The 18091-nt window shown below is 44.8% G+C and carries 17 protein-coding genes and 1 pseudogene; 8 read left to right on the forward strand and 10 right to left on the reverse strand.

All coding sequences use genetic code 11. The annotated features are described in order from the left end of the window. The first annotated feature begins 60 nt into the window (after positions 1 to 60). Positions 61 to 1311 (forward strand): NADP-dependent isocitrate dehydrogenase, encoded by a 1251-nt coding sequence (gene icd, locus JK223_RS00730; RefSeq protein WP_212712307.1) that lies wholly within the window; start codon positions 61 to 63, stop codon positions 1309 to 1311. A gap of 109 nt (positions 1312 to 1420) precedes the next feature. Here icd and JK223_RS00735 read toward each other — a convergent pair whose 3' ends face one another. From JK223_RS00735 to JK223_RS00755, 5 genes are all read right to left on the reverse strand, one after another. Next, positions 1421 to 2548 (reverse strand): phage integrase Arm DNA-binding domain-containing protein, encoded by a 1128-nt coding sequence (locus JK223_RS00735; protein WP_212712308.1) that lies wholly within the window; start codon positions 2546 to 2548, stop codon positions 1421 to 1423. Then, a complete protein-coding gene (locus JK223_RS00740) occupies positions 2529 to 2774 on the reverse strand; it encodes an excisionase (RefSeq protein WP_029989306.1) in 246 nt (81 codons plus the stop codon). Before JK223_RS00740 ends, JK223_RS00735 begins: the two co-directional genes overlap by 20 nt. A 71-nt stretch (positions 2775 to 2845) precedes the next feature. After that, positions 2846 to 3043, reverse strand: a complete 198-nt coding sequence (locus tag JK223_RS17090) for a phage integrase Arm DNA-binding domain-containing protein (protein WP_371813007.1) — start codon at positions 3041 to 3043, stop codon at positions 2846 to 2848. Positions 3044 to 3657: 614 nt separating this feature from the next. Beyond that, on the reverse strand, positions 3658 to 4656 hold the full coding sequence (locus JK223_RS00750; RefSeq protein ID WP_212712309.1) for a hypothetical protein: 999 nt from the start codon (positions 4654 to 4656) through the stop codon (positions 3658 to 3660). 187 nt (positions 4657 to 4843) lie between these two features. Further along, positions 4844 to 5530 (reverse strand): LexA family transcriptional regulator, encoded by a 687-nt coding sequence (locus JK223_RS00755; RefSeq protein ID WP_249213395.1) that lies wholly within the window; start codon positions 5528 to 5530, stop codon positions 4844 to 4846. A 668-nt stretch (positions 5531 to 6198) separates the two neighbouring features. On the opposite strand from JK223_RS00755, the gene JK223_RS00760 reads away from it, so the two are divergent. The 4 genes and pseudogenes from JK223_RS00760 (at position 6199) to JK223_RS00775 (ending at position 9056) form a co-directional block, all read left to right on the forward strand. Continuing rightward, positions 6199 to 6912 carry a phage regulatory protein/antirepressor Ant gene (locus tag JK223_RS00760; protein ID WP_212712310.1) on the forward strand — a complete coding sequence of 238 codons (714 nt, stop codon included), beginning with the start codon at positions 6199 to 6201 and terminating at the stop codon, positions 6910 to 6912. 4 nt (positions 6913 to 6916) lie between these two features. Next, positions 6917 to 7912, forward strand: coding sequence for a conserved phage C-terminal domain-containing protein (locus tag JK223_RS00765; protein WP_212712311.1), 996 nt, complete (start codon positions 6917 to 6919; stop codon positions 7910 to 7912). A gap of 239 nt (positions 7913 to 8151) precedes the next feature. Beyond that, a pseudogene (locus JK223_RS17095) lies at positions 8152 to 8487 on the forward strand (DUF968 domain-containing protein); the annotation flags it as partial. Positions 8488 to 8504: 17 nt separating this feature from the next. Beyond that, a complete protein-coding gene (locus tag JK223_RS00775) occupies positions 8505 to 9056 on the forward strand; it encodes a DUF1133 family protein (protein ID WP_212712313.1) in 552 nt (183 codons plus the stop codon). Positions 9057 to 9149: 93 nt separating this feature from the next. Here JK223_RS00775 and JK223_RS00780 read toward each other — a convergent pair whose 3' ends face one another. The 3 genes from JK223_RS00780 to JK223_RS00790 are packed head-to-tail and all read right to left on the reverse strand — an operon-like array spanning position 9150 to position 15143. Further along, positions 9150 to 10973: a response regulator receiver domain gene (locus tag JK223_RS00780; RefSeq protein WP_212712314.1), complete on the reverse strand. Its 1824-nt coding sequence runs from the start codon at positions 10971 to 10973 to the stop codon at positions 9150 to 9152. After that, positions 10966 to 13935, reverse strand: a complete 2970-nt coding sequence (locus tag JK223_RS00785; RefSeq protein WP_212712315.1) for an ATP-binding protein — start codon at positions 13933 to 13935, stop codon at positions 10966 to 10968. The genes JK223_RS00780 and JK223_RS00785 overlap by 8 nt, the downstream gene beginning before the upstream one ends. Positions 13936 to 13991: 56 nt before the next feature. Beyond that, positions 13992 to 15143: a DNA cytosine methyltransferase gene (locus JK223_RS00790; RefSeq protein WP_212712316.1), complete on the reverse strand. Its 1152-nt coding sequence runs from the start codon at positions 15141 to 15143 to the stop codon at positions 13992 to 13994. Positions 15144 to 15595: 452 nt separating this feature from the next. On the opposite strand from JK223_RS00790, the gene JK223_RS00795 reads away from it, so the two are divergent. Next, the gene (locus JK223_RS00795; RefSeq protein ID WP_212712317.1) at positions 15596 to 16663 is read left to right on the forward strand and encodes a site-specific DNA-methyltransferase; all 1068 of its coding nucleotides are present in this window, start codon (positions 15596 to 15598) and stop codon (positions 16661 to 16663) included. Here JK223_RS00795 and JK223_RS00800 read toward each other — a convergent pair. Continuing rightward, positions 16660 to 17070 (reverse strand): type II toxin-antitoxin system HicB family antitoxin, encoded by a 411-nt coding sequence (locus tag JK223_RS00800; RefSeq protein ID WP_212712318.1) that lies wholly within the window; start codon positions 17068 to 17070, stop codon positions 16660 to 16662. The genes JK223_RS00795 and JK223_RS00800 overlap by 4 nt on opposite strands. 35 nt (positions 17071 to 17105) lie before the next feature. Next, the gene (locus JK223_RS00805) at positions 17106 to 17291 is read right to left on the reverse strand and encodes a type II toxin-antitoxin system HicA family toxin (protein ID WP_212712319.1); all 186 of its coding nucleotides are present in this window, start codon (positions 17289 to 17291) and stop codon (positions 17106 to 17108) included. Positions 17292 to 17437: 146 nt separating this feature from the next. On the opposite strand from JK223_RS00805, the gene JK223_RS00810 reads away from it, so the two are divergent. Together JK223_RS00810 and JK223_RS00815 are read left to right on the forward strand one after the other, a co-directional pair. Continuing rightward, positions 17438 to 17821, forward strand: coding sequence for a phage holin family protein (locus JK223_RS00810; RefSeq protein WP_212712320.1), 384 nt, complete (start codon positions 17438 to 17440; stop codon positions 17819 to 17821). After that, positions 17808 to 18089, forward strand: a complete 282-nt coding sequence (locus tag JK223_RS00815) for a phage holin family protein (RefSeq protein WP_212712321.1) — start codon at positions 17808 to 17810, stop codon at positions 18087 to 18089. The genes JK223_RS00810 and JK223_RS00815 overlap by 14 nt, the downstream gene beginning before the upstream one ends. Positions 18090 to 18091: the final 2 nt, after the last annotated feature.

Genomic DNA, 18091 nt, shown 5'->3' on the forward strand with positions numbered 1-18091 from the left:
CAGTACCATGGCCCGGCATATTACAAATCATTAACATAAAATCGCTCGAAGGAGAGGTTGATGGAAAGCAAAGTTGTTATTCCGGCGGAAGGCCAGAAAATCACCCTGGATCAGGGTAAACTGGTTGTTCCTGAAAACCCGGTGATCCCTTATATCGAAGGGGACGGAATTGGTGTTGATGTTTCTCCGGTAATGTTAAAAGTCGTTGATGCCGCGGTAGAGAAAGCCTACCAGGGCAAACGTAAGATCTCCTGGCTTGAAATCTACACCGGTGAAAAATCCGTTGAGCTGTATGGTCCGGATGTCTGGTTACCGCAGGAAACCCTGGATCTGATCAAAGAATACCGCGTTGCGATTAAAGGTCCATTAACCACTCCTGTGGGTGGCGGTATCCGCTCCCTGAACGTGGCACTGCGTCAGCAACTCGATTTGTACATCTGTCTGCGTCCGGTCCGCTACTACCGCGGGACCCCAAGCCCGGTAAAACGCCCTGAAGATACCGATATGGTGATCTTCCGTGAAAACTCTGAAGACATCTATGCCGGTATCGAATGGAAAGCCGGCAGTGCAGAAGCGAATAAAGTGATCAACTTCCTGCGTGAAGAAATGGGAGTGAAAAAGATCCGTTTCCCTGAACAGTGTGGTATCGGGGTCAAACCGTGTTCTGAAGAAGGCACCAAACGACTGGTGCGCGCGGCGGTGGAATACACCATTGCGAATAACCGCGATTCACTGACGCTGGTTCACAAAGGCAACATCATGAAATTCACCGAAGGTGCTTTCAAAGACTGGGGTTACCAGTTAGTGAAAGAAGAATTCGGTGGCGAACTGCTGGATGGCGGCCCGTGGATGACCTTTAAGAACCCAAATACCGGCAAAGACATTATTGTCAAAGACGTTATCGCCGATGCCTTCCTGCAACAGATCCTGCTGCGTCCGGCAGAATATGATGTGATTGCCTGTATGAACCTGAACGGCGACTACATTTCAGATGCGCTGGCAGCACAGGTGGGCGGGATTGGTATTGCTCCGGGAGCGAACATCGGTGACGAATGTGCACTGTTTGAAGCCACCCACGGAACCGCACCAAAATATGCCGGTCAGGATAAAGTGAACCCTGGCTCAGTGATCCTTTCCGCGGAGATGATGCTGCGTCACATGGGCTGGACCGAAGCGGCTGATTTAATCATTAAAGGTATGGAAGGAGCCATCGCGGCCAAAACCGTTACCTACGATTTCGAACGTCTGATGGACGGCGCTAAGCTGCTGAAATCCTCAGAGTTTGGTGATGCGATCATCAGCCATATGTAATCCGGCCGCACCGCCGATACATAAGCACGGGTTCTGAAAAGAGCCCGTTTTTTATTAGCGTGCTAAGGGTTATCAAAATATTATCAAAATGAGTTATCAAAACCCGGTCCTAAATCGCTATAGTGATCCATTCTTTTCCCCGGTCGTCGTGATATTTATCCGTCTGTTGTTGTGATTTATGACCCAGCAGATTTTTAGTATCTATCCCCTGAGCTTTATACAGACGTTCTGACAATGATCGCTGTTCATGAAAGGTAGCCGGCGTTCCTGCACCCCAGTCAATATTGGCTTTATTCCTGGCCTTACTGAAATTTGTGGTAAGGGTATTCGGTGTGACCTGTGCTCCCCGTTCTGATTGTGAGGTCGTACGGAAGTAATGAACCAGGAACGGACTGACGGCGTAATCTCTGCAGCGCCTGATAACATCATCCAGAGTCACCCCTAAAGCATCGCATTGTAAGCTGACAGGGATAGCCAGCCTGGTCCCCGTTTTCTGCTGAACAACGTGCAGGTGTCCATCCCAGACATCACTGAATTTCATTCCGGAAATATCGCCCAGCCTCTGGCCTGTGACCACTGCCAATAGCATGGCGTTACCCATGTATTTATGCTGTCTATCAGCAATGGCAAAAATCTTATGCCACTCTTCGAGGCTGAGTCTCTGGCGGGTAACTTTTATTCTGGGCTGTCTGGTGGCGAGGGCAGGGTTATGTCCCGGCGGAGCTTCTCCGGCATGTTGTGCTTCTTTGAAAACATCAATCAGAACGGATCTTATGACCTGGGCCATCCTGTGCTGCCCCTGTGACTGGTATTGATCAAGGATCTGCGCAATATCCCTTACAGAAACATCAGCAATCCCCTGCTGTCCGCACTTTTCAGTAAGCAGGGCCACGGGTTTGGTTTTCTGTTTATAGGTATTCGGTTTTATATCACCGCTGGTCAGCCGATCTTCCTGGATTTGCCGATAGCGGGTGATCCATCCGTTGACACTGATACCGTGGCCCTTTACTGAAGATATGCGGTCCGTGAGCGCCATGATTTGCCGGCTGCGCTGCTCTGCCAGGCGAATATTCGCTTCGATAGCTATCGCTTTTGCTTCATCTTCATTGCTGCCGAGGGTGTGGAACTTACCCGTCACCGGATGTTTATATCGCCAGTAGACCTTGTTCACCTTACGGCTATAAAGGGGGTAAAGGTTGGGGATGCTGACATTATTTTTACGGGGTCTGGCAGCCATCGGTAAGAATCCTCAGTAACAGGGGAGAATCATTCCTCCGCACTTCGGGCATGCTTAATTCCCCGACAAGTTCAGCATCTTCACGAACGCGCCAGAACCGGCCTTGTTTGCTTGCCGGTGGCAAAAAGAGCTGTTGTTTAGCGTAACGTCTCAGAGTTGACAGGCTCGGAGGGTTGCTTTTGTATTTCTCCGTAGCCCATTCTTCCAGTGTCAGCATCTGTATCATGATTATCCTCCCTTAAACCTGCTGAAACGCCTGATTTAATCAGCATCCTTCACAAAAATGGCCCTGTTCGTTTAATCATCTTTCTTAGGAAACCTGAGGCTATGAAAGCTTTCGGTTAGGGGATGCTTAAATTTCCAGGAAATATGAAAGGTGCGCTTATCTGATTTGCGATAAAGATAAGGAAAGAGATATCGTGAGTTCCGGGTCTGGCTGCCATCTTCGATAATCCCTTCAAATGAGCACCAGGCGGCAATATGGATCTTGCCCATCTGCAAACCTTGCTTCCTTGCGACCAGTCAGTGATGAACCGACTTTCAAAGCCGGTGGGACGACCACCCGTGCTCTGGCATAACGTGGCAGTGTTTGCGGGCCGGGACTGAGCTGCCGAACCCATTCTGTGCCCATTCACTCACTGAAATCATCCTTGGCATGGAAACTCTTTAATTTCGAAATAGGGCATATTTATCTGTCAAGCCCCTCTTAAGAATTACGCAAAATTAGAAGAACGAAACGAAGGATCTTCAACAAAATCCGAACCTAAACCTGGTAACACGTGACTTCCATAATTTTATAACATTTATCCCTTTGTTTATCCATAGGTAATTTATTTAAAAATACTTATAGGTAAAAGCGCTGGTTTGTAAGGTATTAAAATAAAGATAAGTCAGAAAGAACGCTGTTTTCGTATGTCTTAACATATCTCTTACAAGATAAGATAAGCAGGCTTATCAGCCTGCTTGAAGATTGCAAATGTATCAATTGATAGGCGATTTCAAACTACCAGTATTGGCTCTGTTTAAGAATATTTCACTTAATGAATATAACCTTATACCTAAGGTTTTCTGTAGTGAACCATTTTTTTTATAGACTTGATGATTTATAATCAGGATTCTATTTTCTCGAAAATAAAACCATCATTCTTCATAAACTCTAAAGGTTTATCGATATTTCCAATCCCCCACTGATTTGATATGGCAACCACTTCCCCCGAAGCTAATTCAATTAAATCATCTTCGTTTAAATTAAATCTTCCCTTTTTGTGGCTCGGTATTTCATCTGCAATGGAAAATTTTGTTGGTGATGAAATTCCCGATAATTTATCTTTTATTTCATTGAGGTCGTAAGGCTGATGTTTTTTAATCCAGTCGTAAAATAAGTTAAACATAAGCCTTCCTTTGGTTAACTTCATGTTTTTATATTTATATCGTGAGTAATCTTTTTCTGTTCGTTGACTAATAGATGTTTGCTCAATGCGTTTTTCGCGAAACTTAACCTGATAGTCCTCTAATTCTGGCACTGGTATTATTTGCTCTGCATTAATAAGGACGTTGCCTTTGAATGTGTACGGTGTAATTCTGATGCATTTAATATCAACAGCTTTATCTCTCAGCCACAAAGCTGTTGTAGTTAGCTCTTTTCCAAAATTCGATGATGCTAATATTATTCTGATATCTTTACCGAATTCTGTTATTTCAGTCTCATCGAGATCGATAAATTCAAGTATCTTTTCTTTAGCATTCTCTTCGATATTATTTGAATATAAATACTGTTGGTAGTATTCGCAAGCCTTTGTAAAACTCATAGTAGAAATCATCGCTGCATACCTCAATGCTTGCAACTCCATATGCGCTCCGATTTCATCACGTTTGAGTTCTATTACTACCAGGTTAGCTTGTTTGTCGATAGCCAGCAGATCGATTCTTCTTCGGCTATCCTCCCAGTCAGAAAACTCTTCTGAGATAATAAGGCAGTCAGGGTCAAGAATTGAAATGTTGTTTTTTATTGCAAATTGTAAGTCGTAACGTTCCTGTAAACCCTCAACAGAATAGCTTGTTTTTTTTAAGCCTGAGATTACTTTGTCTTCAATGCTGTATAATGCCATTGATAATTCCTTTGATGTGCATACAAAATATAATTTGTATTTTTCAAACTTCTTAAATTATGAGGTTATCAATTTTAGATAATAAAAATTTTTATATTTTTAGAGTAAGTAAAATCATTGATGTCAGGTCATGGAAAATTTCACTAAATTGACATGATTAATCTGTTACTTTTTTATCCGGCGCAACCTAAAGAAGTTTCATTTTTGTTTCTACAGCTACTCCGACGACTCTATATTCACCTTCAATTTCTGAAATAGAAGGCCAGATAGGGTTCAGAGCCTTGAGATATTTTTTTCTCCCATCAAGTATCAATTTTTTAAAAGTGACAGCTGTATCGTCACTTATACGGATAGCGACCAGATTACCGTTCCGGGCTTCACGACCGGTATCAAAGAGGACGTAAGTTCCTTCGGGGATACTAACACCGGAGGGTGAAGTCATTGATTCATCTTCAATCCGTAGCCAGAAACCATCACCAGTAATCTGTGCATCTGATTCCAGCCATTGCTCCTGATGCTGATGCATTGAATCTTCTCTGGATAAAGGCCAGTTAGCGGCTTGGCCTGAATCTATAACCGGATACCGTTTGCTCGAACTCCATGAAACCGACGTTTCTTGTTCTGAATTATGGTTATGATCGTAACCATTCATCCATCCAATGGGCAGGTTCAAAGCTTTTTCAATCTCCCGTGCAGCTTTTTCGCCAATGTTTCGGCGATTCGGTTTCCCTACGGGATAGAGCATGCGGGAAACGACAGTCGTGTCCAGGCCAGCCTTCTCTGCGAAAGCCCTTTGGGTTTCGAAATCATCTACTAATTTTTTAAGTCGCAGTCTGCGAGACTCAAAAATGCTGGGGATGTTGTCAATATTCATAAAGTTAGATTTTACTAGTCCTTACTTATAGGTAAATGACCTTTGAGTATTGATAGTTATATACCTGAAAGTATATAGTGGAGTTCTACAAAGGAGTGATCATGGAAGAACTTAAGGTATATCTAAACTCACTTACCCTCAGTCACCAGCGGGACTACGCGGCCAGATGCAAAACCTCACTTTCATATCTGCGCAAAGCTATCAGTTGTAAACAGTCTCTGGGCGCAGCTCTGTGTGTTTTGCTCGAGGTGGAAAGCAACGGTGCAGTTAGCCGGAAGGGGTTACACCCTGACGACTGGCAAAGATTATGGCCTGAATTGAGTGCAGCAGATCCGCAGTCAGCTTCTCATCACTATGGTGTAGCTGAGAAGCCATCCTGATAAATGTTACCGAAGTAAGGAGCTCATTACGCTAGTACGCCGGGAGTATTGCCGGCAACAGGAGATGTCCGGATAAAGGCGTACCGGATACCAGAGAATAAACTCTGAATAGGGAGAGTGTCGCATGAAGCAACTCACCGAACGGACCTACCTTCCGCGCCTGCGGACTACACCTGCCTCAGGTCATTCCCGCTACTGCTACGAACGTTGTTTACATGGCAAATGGATCCCCTGTAATCAGGGACGTGCCAGAGCACTGTCTCGTATTTACAACAGGAGGGGGATGCAATGGAAATGCAACTGAACAGTACGCCGGTCCCGGCATCACCACCGGAGTTAGTTTGCCGAATCGTTCGTATGGGCAGTCGTGAAATTGCCCGCCTTACCGGTAAACACCATGGCCATGTTATGCGTGATATTGAGGTCATGCTGGAACAGCTCGGCGAATCGCCGGAGGGGTATATCCGGTTCTGGATACACCCCCAGAATGGGCAGCAATACAGGGAGTATGAACTTGACCGTGAACATACGGAATGCCTGATTGCCGGTTACAGCGTACCGCTGAGAATGAAGATTATCCGCCGGCTGCGTGAACTTGAAGAGGGTCTCAGTTATCTACCGCATTCTTTCCCGGAAGCGCTACGTATGGCGGCAGATATGGCTGAGAAAAATGCAGAGCTTGAACACAGGGTCCAGGAAGACGCCCGTAAGGTAGCTTTTGTGGATCACTATATGGAAAGCAGCGGTGCTAAAAGCCTGCGTGAGACGGCGAAGATACTCAACATGCCTGAGAAACTGATGATTGAGACATTGCTGCGTGACAAAGTGTTATTCAGGCTATCCGGAAATCTTTTGCCGCATGCGCTTCGTCAGCGTGACGGGTTATTTACCGTAAAGACCGGCGCGGCAGAAACAGGACATACCTACGTACAGACCAGGGTGACAGGGAAAGGCATTCAGTGGATAGCTGAGCGTTATGCCTCCGAACTGATGGGAGGATAGGGCGATGAGCGTAAAATTATCGGCATATGTTTGGGACGGGTGTTCAGCCGCCGGGCTTAAAGGAAACAAACTGCTGATCATGCTGCGGCTGGCGGACTATGCCAGTGATGAGGGAATTGCGTTTCCGGGGATAGATACGATATCCAGACAACTGGGTGCCGGGAGAAGTACGGTGATTGCCCTGCTGAGTGAGCTGGCCAGAGGTGGCTGGCTCGAGAAACAGGAAAGGCGGCTGGGCCAGCGTAATATGAGTAATCTGTATATTCTGAACGTAGCGAAGCTGCGCAAAGCCGCAGAGAAAGGCTGCCAGTCTCTGCACAATCATCAGGGTCCGGAATCCGGACTGTCAGAATCTCAGGGTATGAAAACGGGACCCTCAGATAATCAGGGTCCGGAATCCGGACCGTCAGAACCTCAGGGTCTGAAAATCGGACCATCAGAGTATCAGGGTCCCGAATCCGGACTGTCAGATTCTCAGGGTCCGAAATCTGAACGTTCAGAAAACCCGAAAAAACGTCATTCTCACCGTCCGAAAACCGGACCCGATCCGTCAGTAAATTCAAAACATGATCCATCAGATCTAAAACCCCTTTGTCCGGTTTCGCCTAAACCCGACCCGGAAATTGAAATCACTGATCATGCCATCAGGGTTCTGAACCACCTGAACCGGATCGCTGCTTCACGTTTCCAAAAATCACGGTCGAGTCTGGAATATATCCGGGCAAGACTGCGGGAGGGGTACAGCGTCTGTGATCTCGAGCTGGTAGTGGACTACAAGCATGAGCACTGGCGCGGCACCCGGCTGTACGACTACATGCAGCCACGGACGCTTTTCCGGGCCGGTAAGTTTGAGGGTTATTTCAGCAGCGCAATCCGATGGAACGCACGTGGCAGGCTACCCCGCGATAAGTGGGATGATCTGAGCGCACCGTCAGCCAGTGAGCCGTTCCGGGCGAGTTATCAGGATGTGGATTACAGCAGCCCGGGCGGTTTCAGATAATCGGCCTGGGGAGAGCGGAGGAACTGAGTATGCGTGTATTACTGACCCCTGATGTGGCGCCACTGACCGGGATAGTCCTGTTCCGGCCCGGGCCTCACCTGTTGCCGCTGTTTCGCCAGCCGCAACTGATGATATCCACTGTGCCTGAACCTCTGCAGGGACGACCGTCGGGACTGATACCTGACAATGAGTTATCAGGACCGGATGAACCTGAGCTGCCGACAGAGACGATGCTGACATTGCAGGCTGATCCGGAAAGCCCGGATGCAATGATGCTGAAACCGAAACGTCGCCGTTGGGAAAACAGCCGCTATACCGGGTGGGTAAAACATCAGGTCTGTCTCGGTTGCCGGAAGCAGGCAGACGATCCGCATCATATTACCGGGCATGGTCTTGGTGGAACGGCAACCAAAGCCCACGACCTGTTTGTGATACCGCTGTGCCGGGAATGTCATCACTGGCTGCATGCTGATACAGCAGCATTCGAAGAGAAGAACGGGACGCAGCTGCAGTTACTGTTCAGGTTCCTGGACCGGGCGATGGCCATCGGGGTGATAAAAACGGCCGATAAATAATACCGGAGGAGATGATTATGATTTATCCGACAGCAGTGGCAAAGAATGATGAAGCATGCCGGCTGAACACACTCGACAGACTCTGGGTACAGGGGCGTTTAAAAATGTGGGGCCGCTGGTCTTATATCGCTCAGCACCGGGGCGGTAATATTTTTAACCAGTTACTGGCCTCAGAGGTCATGACCAAAAAGGCTCTTAACCGGGCCATCGCCGAAATCAGTGCGGCTGGCATCAGTAAACAGGAACTGAAGGTCTTTCTGGAGGAGATCGTGAAAGGGCGGTTAAGCAGCCGGCTGTCGTTCTGCTCTGATGATGAGGCATTGCTGATAGATAAAATTGTCGGTCAGGTTTTTTCATCGTCCCCGGGGCTGATAGAGATCCTGCACCAACGTTACGATGGTCATGGTAAAAGTAAACGCCGTATGGCGGAGGAGCTTTTAGCTCAGCACCCTGAACTTAGCCTGGCCACCTGCAGACGCCGTATAGACTGCTGGCTGAATGTGGCAGAGTTTGCGCTGTATGGGCCGTTTTACAAAAGGCTCAGGGAGAACACGATGTGTATTAAATGACTTTTATCAAATTATAATTTTGCGATTTGAGCTCATTGTGACGATTGGACATCGCATCAATGATACGATGCCCACGCCATATTTAATATAATACTAATTCCACAAACTATTTTGGTCCCTAAAATCTAGGCCAACACGTGTTTGAGAAACACCAAACTTATGTAAAAGGTTCAATGCGTACTCATAGCGTAATTCTGATATGGCCGTTGCTTTTAGGGGCTTCATCACCAGTTCAGGTGTTTCGTCTTGGTCTATCATTCTAGGTGAAAGTAAGCTCAAAGAAGTATCTTCTATGAATCGTCCTTGGTCAGCCGCATAGAAAATATCCCAGTGAGGGTTACTATCCCCGATAGAGTAAGCTTCAGGTGAGTTATTTATATTTATATAAATATAATTATTTTTGTTGGCTCTATTATTTGCTGTGCATAAATCTATCTTTTCGAATTTTACGGCTCTGAAAACAAGGTGATTATCACCAATACGATGTTTCCAGGTATTAGTTCTTTGTTCTGGTACCAGGTCACATGCGGGGCTCAAACAGATCCAGATTTCATTATCAATGTTCAGAACTGTACCCGTGACAAGATGAGTGTTTCGTACTGGCATTGAGCAAGAGTATGCGTTGAGGTGTCCTAGAGTTAAATCTCTTTTAGATATGCACTCTTTGAAAAAAGACTTAACAATTGTCTTTTCATCAGAGTTGTGCTTATTTTTCACTGCAGCCAATATACGTTTTGAGAACTGGCGTAGTTCTCCTCTAGATGCATTAGCTAATTGTTCCCAGTGTAAGTTTATAGCTTTCTCGTGTGCATAATCACTCTCACCGTTCTTTAGTAAATCAAAAAGCCAGCCAGCTTGAGCATACCGATTGTTCATTATTTCTGTAGCTTGGCCTATTCCACGCTCATCAAGTTCGTAACGCATTCTAGCCATGAGAAGCTGCATAGGTGAAGCATTATGATGACAAAGAGCTTTACTGAGAGAACCAATTAATTCATCTTCTGGGTTATTTGTACTTTTACGTACAACAGAAATAAATATTTTGCTGGTACTAATGAAATTTGTACTTTCATCCCAATTCCATTGCAGATCAGTACGTGAGGAATTATCTTGACGGATGTGGTAATCTTTAAGCTGTTTAGTTAATCGCCAGCGAACCAGATCTGTTTTATCTAAACCTATTTCCTTAGCTAATGAATCTATTTCTGAAGAAAATGCATGTAGTGGGCATGCAGGGTTAAGTGGATTCAGATCCTTTTCAGAAGAGAATTGTTTACAAACTTCCAATATATTCAGCAATGGAATATTATCAGTAATCCAGAGGTGACCTCTCCCTTCATTATTTTCATCTAACCAATCATCCATCTTTTCTGATATTGATTCATCAGTATTCAAAAAATGAGAAGGGGCAAGAGTAAAAAATTCTAGAAGGATATCAGTGAATACTTTTTTGATATCGCCATCATTTCCTTTGGTATGTATAAGCGCTAAATTATAATGATTGTTACTATCAAGGGATTTTATTATTTTCCGTGCGCGACTGCCATCATCGATATTACTATCTCCGTCTAAGTGATAATCAAGAATGATTAGATCGCTGTGGTGAATATGTGCGGGGATAGAATTCTCATCTTTTAAATATGGATTCTTTTCGTTACTACCCAGAGCTGGTGTTTTTCCGTCAAATATATCAATGCTCCAGCAATATTTTGCATGGCACATCTGAATTATTTTACGTAGCCTATCAACATTAGAATCATCCAATGACGTATTAGGCCTCTTATCTGAAAGATTAGTATTACCTTCTAATAATGATGAAAATGTTGGATATTCATCATCAATTACCGTAACGCTTCGAATTGGAGATATAAAGGTTTCTTTTATAAGATCTTCATAACTGGCTACTACATCAGTCATTTTTAAGTCCTTTAAACGTCATTACAAAATGGGCTCCATTAGGTTCACCATGCATAGATTGGCTTTGATAACGGATGGTGTGACCACCAGCCATCAGATTTTGTTTACAGAGATACAGGCCTATACCACGCCCGCCTTTTAGGCGCCGTGTAAAGAACAATGTGAATAAATTGGATAAGTCATCCCTATCCACTCCTGGGCCGTTATCACTTATCCAAACGTCACAACCTTTGCAATCAAAAGTGATTGTCGGTTGAGAATTAGTTGTTTTCTTTACCCAAAAAATGGCATTGTTAACGAGATTAATAAATACAGGATAAATTCGAGAGGGGAACTCTAATAAATTTAATTTCCTAAATGAAGAGCTAAAGATTAGCTGGATATTGGTTGTAGCTAGTTGTGTTGAGAAATAGCTTTTTATATATTTTTCAATATCATTTCCACTTATATTAGTAATTTCCTTTTTCCCTGAAACCTTGAGTGGAGAAAGAAAACGTAGTTTTTCCATTAGCATTTTTTGAGTTTGTATGGCTTGTTTAACATGCTGGCTTTGAGCAGGTTGAAGGGGATGTTTCTGTATAGCTTTCAGCGAATGATTAAGCTCTTGATCCAGCCCTTCAAGTTCATGACCTATAATCTCTACCGTGATACCTAATTGCGCCAGAGAGTGTAATCTTTCGACCTCATCACGATGGCGTGTCGTTTCGTTCATACTGTGTATAGCCAGATTTTCCAGGTCAATTTGCTCGTTTATTCGTTCAAGTGCCGTAACGTATGGTGAAAGTTTCTGAGCATTCTCAATGTCTATCCGTTGCTGTTCTGAATCAAGACGATTTAGTACACTCGCGAGTGATACTTTACTTAACTTCAGATCTTCCAGCATATCTTTCATGCTAATTTTGTACTGTTCACGGCATTCGCGCACAAGCCTATCAAACTCGCCCTGTTGACGAGAAAGCATAGCTTTTCCGAGTGAAAAATATCGTGTTATAGAATTATTTATAGCGGAAAGCTTACTACGATATACTTCTTGAGCTTTTTCAAAATCTGTTTTTTGGGTTGATTCGGTGATGGCTTCGTTGATGGCAATTGTAATTTCACGAATAATATCTTTACAGCGAAGCTCTTCTTTTCGATAAGCTCGGTAATCATCTTCTAAGCGGCCTAAATTTGTTGGTACAGGACTCAACGAGTATGTCTGAATGGTTTCAGCATAATTATCAGTAGCAATCTTTAGAGCATGTAGTTCTTCAAGGGAATTTAATCTAATACGGCTTGCTAAGTTAGACTGAAAATCATATAAGTTTGATACCATCAATGTAAGGTCATTTATATTTTTTTTCATTGCCGTTCGAATTCTTTTACGCTCTTTTGTTAATAACTTAGTTCTGTCCTCTTCGGCTTTCAATTTTTCTTTTTGCTCTTGAATATCTTCAATGATCGTCTTACGATCCTTCGCTTTACTACCAAACAGGGATTCAGCTGAATCAATTAAGATTTTCTCAACGATCTCACGGAAGAGTTTAGAGGCTCGGTTCTCAATAAACCCTTCTCTGCCTGCTTTGTCTTTTAGGTTAGGATTATCTTTACGTGAAATGGCTACTCTGCCAAACATTCTTCGATTAGACCAGAAACTGCGCCCTGCATTTTTTGAACGACGTTCTTCAATAGAAAAATAATCACTGTCAACGCGCCCGTATGGCATTACACGTAGCCCGTCGCGGTAAACACGAAAACCGCCGTATCGTTCTGACTGCTCTTTGAAGTGTGCATGCTGTACAGCATTAAGGGATGACGACTTATACTCAACTTCGAAAGTTCCGATACGTAGATGAAATTCGCCAAATGCGCTGTCTTTTCTAGTTTTATAATCCTGCTTAGGCTTAATTACGTAATCTTCAATCCAATTACCAAAAACTTTTACCCTCCCACGAAAATATCCCTCAGTATCCACATGCCCATCTATAATATGTTCAAGATCTTCCAAATCCCTCAGGTCAAATTCACGTGTTGGTGAAATAATTTCACGAGCTATTACTCCTTGCCAGCTAATCACCTTATATGAAAAATCTTTAACCCTGTTTTCATTCACATCTGTAAAGGGATCGGTAAAATTAGATAATGTCTGAAAGAATCTATCACGGCTACTTTTTTCTGTATCATCCGCCTGCATTAAAGGCAAGGTGGAAAGTTGAATTGCAAGGTCATATTGAATATCAGCTATAAACATCGCTGTGCCATGGCTGGATGTCCCAGCCCACACAGACCATTGGTTGAACTGATTTTCCCGAAAAACATCGCTTATTAGTGTTTGCTCTATTCTCTGCTGAGTAGAATGCTCCAAACCATCTAATTTTTCCTGTTTACTAAATGCCTGCCAGGCTTCGTTAAGACGAATATTTCGGGAGCTATCATCTGGCTCTCCCCAGATATTACCCATCATCTGGTCGAAAAGTAGAGGAAGGACCTCAGCAATCTCATGTTTGTCACTGAATTCACGAACTGGAATTCGGATATCATTGAGGTATAAAAAAGGATTTTCGAATAAACGCCAGTCAATAAGAGCTGCTACATAATCCTGATTTTCACGTTTTGAAATTAACAATAATAATGGACCGAGAGCAGCAGATGACAGACGCCCAATACCTTTTTGACCTTGTTTAGGTCGCTCAGATAACCCATTTCGATCCGTTTTCTGCGGGAAAAATCCGTTTGTTTTAGACTCTGTACCAACAGTTAGCCATTTTGACTCAAACTCTTCACGGTTCATACCGTGTCCATCGTCCAGAAGTGCTGCTACAGGTATTTCACCATCAAATATATGTAGACTGACTTCTTTCGCATACGCATCGTAAGCATTCTTCCAAAGCTCTGATATAGCTGTAGGGCAGTCGGCAATTTGTTCTCGACCTAGATGGTCTATGGTTCTGGCCTTTGTCTGAAAAGTGACATGCCTTGTCATGATTCACATTCCTCTCTTGTCGTAGTTCATCGTTGGATTAGTTTTGAAACCCGATCTCACAGGCTTGTCAGTTGTGCTTTAACAGTCTCGAGGAGAGTTACACCTAATTTCACAGGTACTGCGTTACCAATTTGCCGAGCGATAGCCATCGAGCCACCTTTGAATATATAGTCATCCGGAAACGTCTGAAGTCGTGCGGCATGTCTCAAAGATATACCGTGAGGTAACCAGGGATGCACAAAGCGGCCTTTAGAAGGGTTGTAACACCCAGTAGTCATAGTATTTGATGGTGTATGCGGATATATCCTCCCATATACATCTTTATGTCCATTATGGGCAACGTGGCATGCTAACTGGCGACCTGACTCCTTCCTGTCTCCAAGGAGAGGGGTTTTAGCAAACAGGTTTAGCATTTCCTGTGAATGCTTCATTCTGATATTACAAGGATCATCTTCAACAAGAGGTTTACCCCAGTTTAATCCACTAATACAGTGTTCTGCAGCCAATGCAGGAAAATGATATTTTTCGATAAGGCGCTCTTTGAATATACTCAATATATCCTCCGGAGGCCGTTCGAACACAGTTGAGGCAGTAAGCCACGGATTTGGACCTGATTTATGATGCGTTGCGACTGGAGGCCAAACCATGCCTTCAGTAGGTATATCGTTACGAATAGCAAGAATGAATGCCCGTTTTCGATTTTGTGGAACACCATAATCCCTAGCATTGAGTATGACAGGAGTACCACCAGGAATGACATATCTATGCTCTGCGATTAGAGACATAAATGTATCTAAATATTCTGCATGTCTTGGCCATAGGAGACCTGGAACATTTTCAACCAGAAAAGCTTTTGGGCGCAGCTTTTCGACAAAATCAAAATACCGGAAAAGTAAGTTATTGCGAGGGTCATCTTTCCCTGCATCATTGATTCGATGCACAGAAAACCCTTGGCAAGGAGGACCACCTAATAAAATATCCAGCTCACCCTGTTTTATGCCCTGGTACTTCATTAGTGCATCAATGTCAACATCATAAATATCTTGAGAAAAAACATGTGTTTTGACATGGTATTTATCGACAAGGTTGACGTGATAGGTTTCTGCAGCAAGCATATCAAGCTCAATCGCAGCCTGCACCTCGATACCTGCATCAAAGGCTGCAAGTGAGAATCCTCCTGCACCTGCAAATAAATCAATCGCTTTCAAATCGGGACTCATAAACTATAGTTTGATACCATCATTATACTGAATATTTACATCAAATCTTCTCATATCAATGCTGATAGCACACCTTCATAGATTCAATTTACGGTTCAGGCCTAAATCTAGTCAGGCCTAAATCTAGTCAGGACTAACTACTATGAGATATCTTGCTGATAAATAGCTTCAAGGAAGAGGCTTTTGGATAATGCTGAAGATCACAGGCGGTTCCGAAGTGATCATTCATAAATCTGACCGAGGGAATTTTATGAATCACATGGTATATGTGATGTTACTCATAATACGCCTTGTTTAAATATTGCACAATTAGCCATGAAGTGGTTTACTTAACGTATACTCGAAAAGGTTACATATAAAATAAGGATAAAACATTCTAACAACCTGCCACTGTGCGGGTTTTTCATTTTTTGTGGGTAGTAAATTTTGCTGGCTGATCTATGAAACGTACTGTAAGTGTGACCGGCGCTGAATTAGTGAATGCAGACTGCCTGGACGTGATGGCCGGGATGGATGAGCATTCAGTCGATCTGATTGTGACAGATCCGCCTTATTTCAGAGTAAAACCGGAAGGGTGGGATCACCAATGGCGGGGGGATGAGGATTATCTGTGTTGGCTGGACAAATGTCTGGGGGAGTTTGCCCGGATACTAAAGCCCGAGGGAAGTCTCTACCTTTTCTGCGGCCACAGGCTGAGTGCCGATATCGAACTCATGTTGCGCCGCCGCTTCAATGTTCTGAACCATATAATATGGGCTAAGCCTAACGGCCGCTGGAAGGGTTGCTGTAAAGAAAGCCTGCGGAGTTACTTTCCCTCCACCGAACGTATTCTGTTTGCTGAACCTTACCCTGGTCCTTTTCAGGACAGAGCAGACTGCAATAATACCCGCAGCAGTTCTCTGAGAGCCGGAGTGATGGCTCCACTGATTAGTTATTTCCGCAATGCCAGAAGTCAGGCCGGGCTGAGTGTCAGTGAGATTGTCAGGCGAACGGGAAAACAAACTGCGTCACACTGGTTCAGTCTGCAACAGTGGTATCTGCCGGGAGAAGAGGATTATCTCAATCTGCAGAGACTATTTGCAGAGAGTGCCGGCGAGTACGTTTTTACTTCAACAAAGACGACTAATGCCGGGATCCTGAACCGCAACTACCACGAACTCTTCACGGAATACAAAGCACGCTCAGAAATACTCAAGTCGCTTAGACGCTATTTTGTAGTGTCGATTGCCGTGCCGTATACGGATGTCTGGACTTACCCGCCGGTTGCGTATTACCCCGGTAAACATCCCTGTGAAAAGCCTGCGGATATGCTGCGGGATATTATCCTGGCCAGCAGCCGGCCCGGTGAGCTGGTGGCTGATTTCTTTATGGGATCAGGTTCAACTATTAAAGCAGCATTACACTGCGGTCGCCAGGCATTAGGGGTGGAACTCGAGAGTGAACGATTCGATGTGACAGTCAGGGAGGTTGTTGCGCAGTACAGCCATCCTCCCATGCACAGGGATTAAACCTTCGTCATTTGTTTGCGGGCAGCATCAGCAAGAAAGGCACTTCTGCTGGGATACCGGGTATCCGAAGACACCAGACTATCGATTTTATCTATGAGACGTCTGGGTAAGGTCACATTGATACGCTCAGTGCGTCCGTCAAACTTATCCATATTCACATCGACATAGAGCCAGCGGCCATTTTCATAGTCGTCAGGGCTCGCGGCCATATGGAATTCGACAGGTTGCGCACAGGGCAGACTCAATCCTTTATCAGCCAGTAACTCCAGATGTGCGCAGATAGCGGTTTTTGCATCCTCATAAGCCTCTTCGAGAGTGTCTCCGGCAAAGATGCATCCCTGAATATCGGGAAACCAGCCACTGGCTGTCTTATCTTTATCAACTTCCACGAAGGCGGGAAATAACATAGTGACCTCGTCAGGTATCAGGCAGCAGGGTGCCGTCAGGGTTTAAGGTTTGCCGCTTTGAGTATCTGTTTCAGCGTACCGGGCTTGAGATCCTTTCTGGGGTGCGGGACGGTAATAACATAGGACACTGACGGGTGGCTGAACTGATGGTGACTGCCTCTGACACGTTCAAGTTGCCAGCCGTTCTTCTCAAGTAGTTTTATCAGCTCTGAACTTTTCAACGTCCCTCCGTTCTCCCTGCTGACGAATAAATTATACACACTTTACACACCATATCAATATAAGCGCCCGGCATGTGAGTCGGTGGTCACAGTTTCCACCCAAAATATCACTGCCCGGTCACTCATCCCTGAACTCGGAGGACATCATGTCCGAACCCATATCCGGTACCGGAGCTGCAACTGCGGCACTGACCGGAGTCAGTCTGTATGGTCTGCTTACCGGAGCTGATTACGGCGTACTGTTTGGTGCGTTCGCCGGTGCAACGTTTTATGTCGCGTCTTCACCCGGTCTCGGGCATCTGAAGCAGGTGGCTTATTTTCTGGTGTCCTGGGCTGCGGGAATAATTGGTTCCGGGCTGGTGGGGGCAAAGCTTCAGCAATGGACCGGTTACCGGGACCACCCGCTGGATGCACTCGGGGCTGTCATTGTGGCTGCAGTGGCTATCCGCTTTCTGACATCACTGAGTAACGGAAGTATCGCTCAGATTCTGACCCGGATACGGGGAGGGGGAGGCAATGCAGATTCATAACTGGCCTGCACTGTGCAATTCGCTGCTAAGTATGGTGATAGTCATCGTGCTGATGTTCTGGAAAAAGCAGGGGCACCGGTACCGGCCTTTCATCTCACTGATAGCCTGGGCTGTGGTGATGATTTACGGCAGCATCCCTATAGGTTATCTGTCAGGACATTACACCGGAACACACTGGCCGGTGGTACTGGTTAATTCTGTTATCTGTATAGCGGTATGCCGTGCCAGAGGAAATATTGCACGGTTACTCTCTCCTTTGAGGCTCTGACC

Origin of the sequence: Tatumella sp. JGM118, assembly GCF_018257515.1 — a bacterium.
Lineage (GTDB): Bacteria > Pseudomonadota > Gammaproteobacteria > Enterobacterales > Enterobacteriaceae > Tatumella > Tatumella terrea.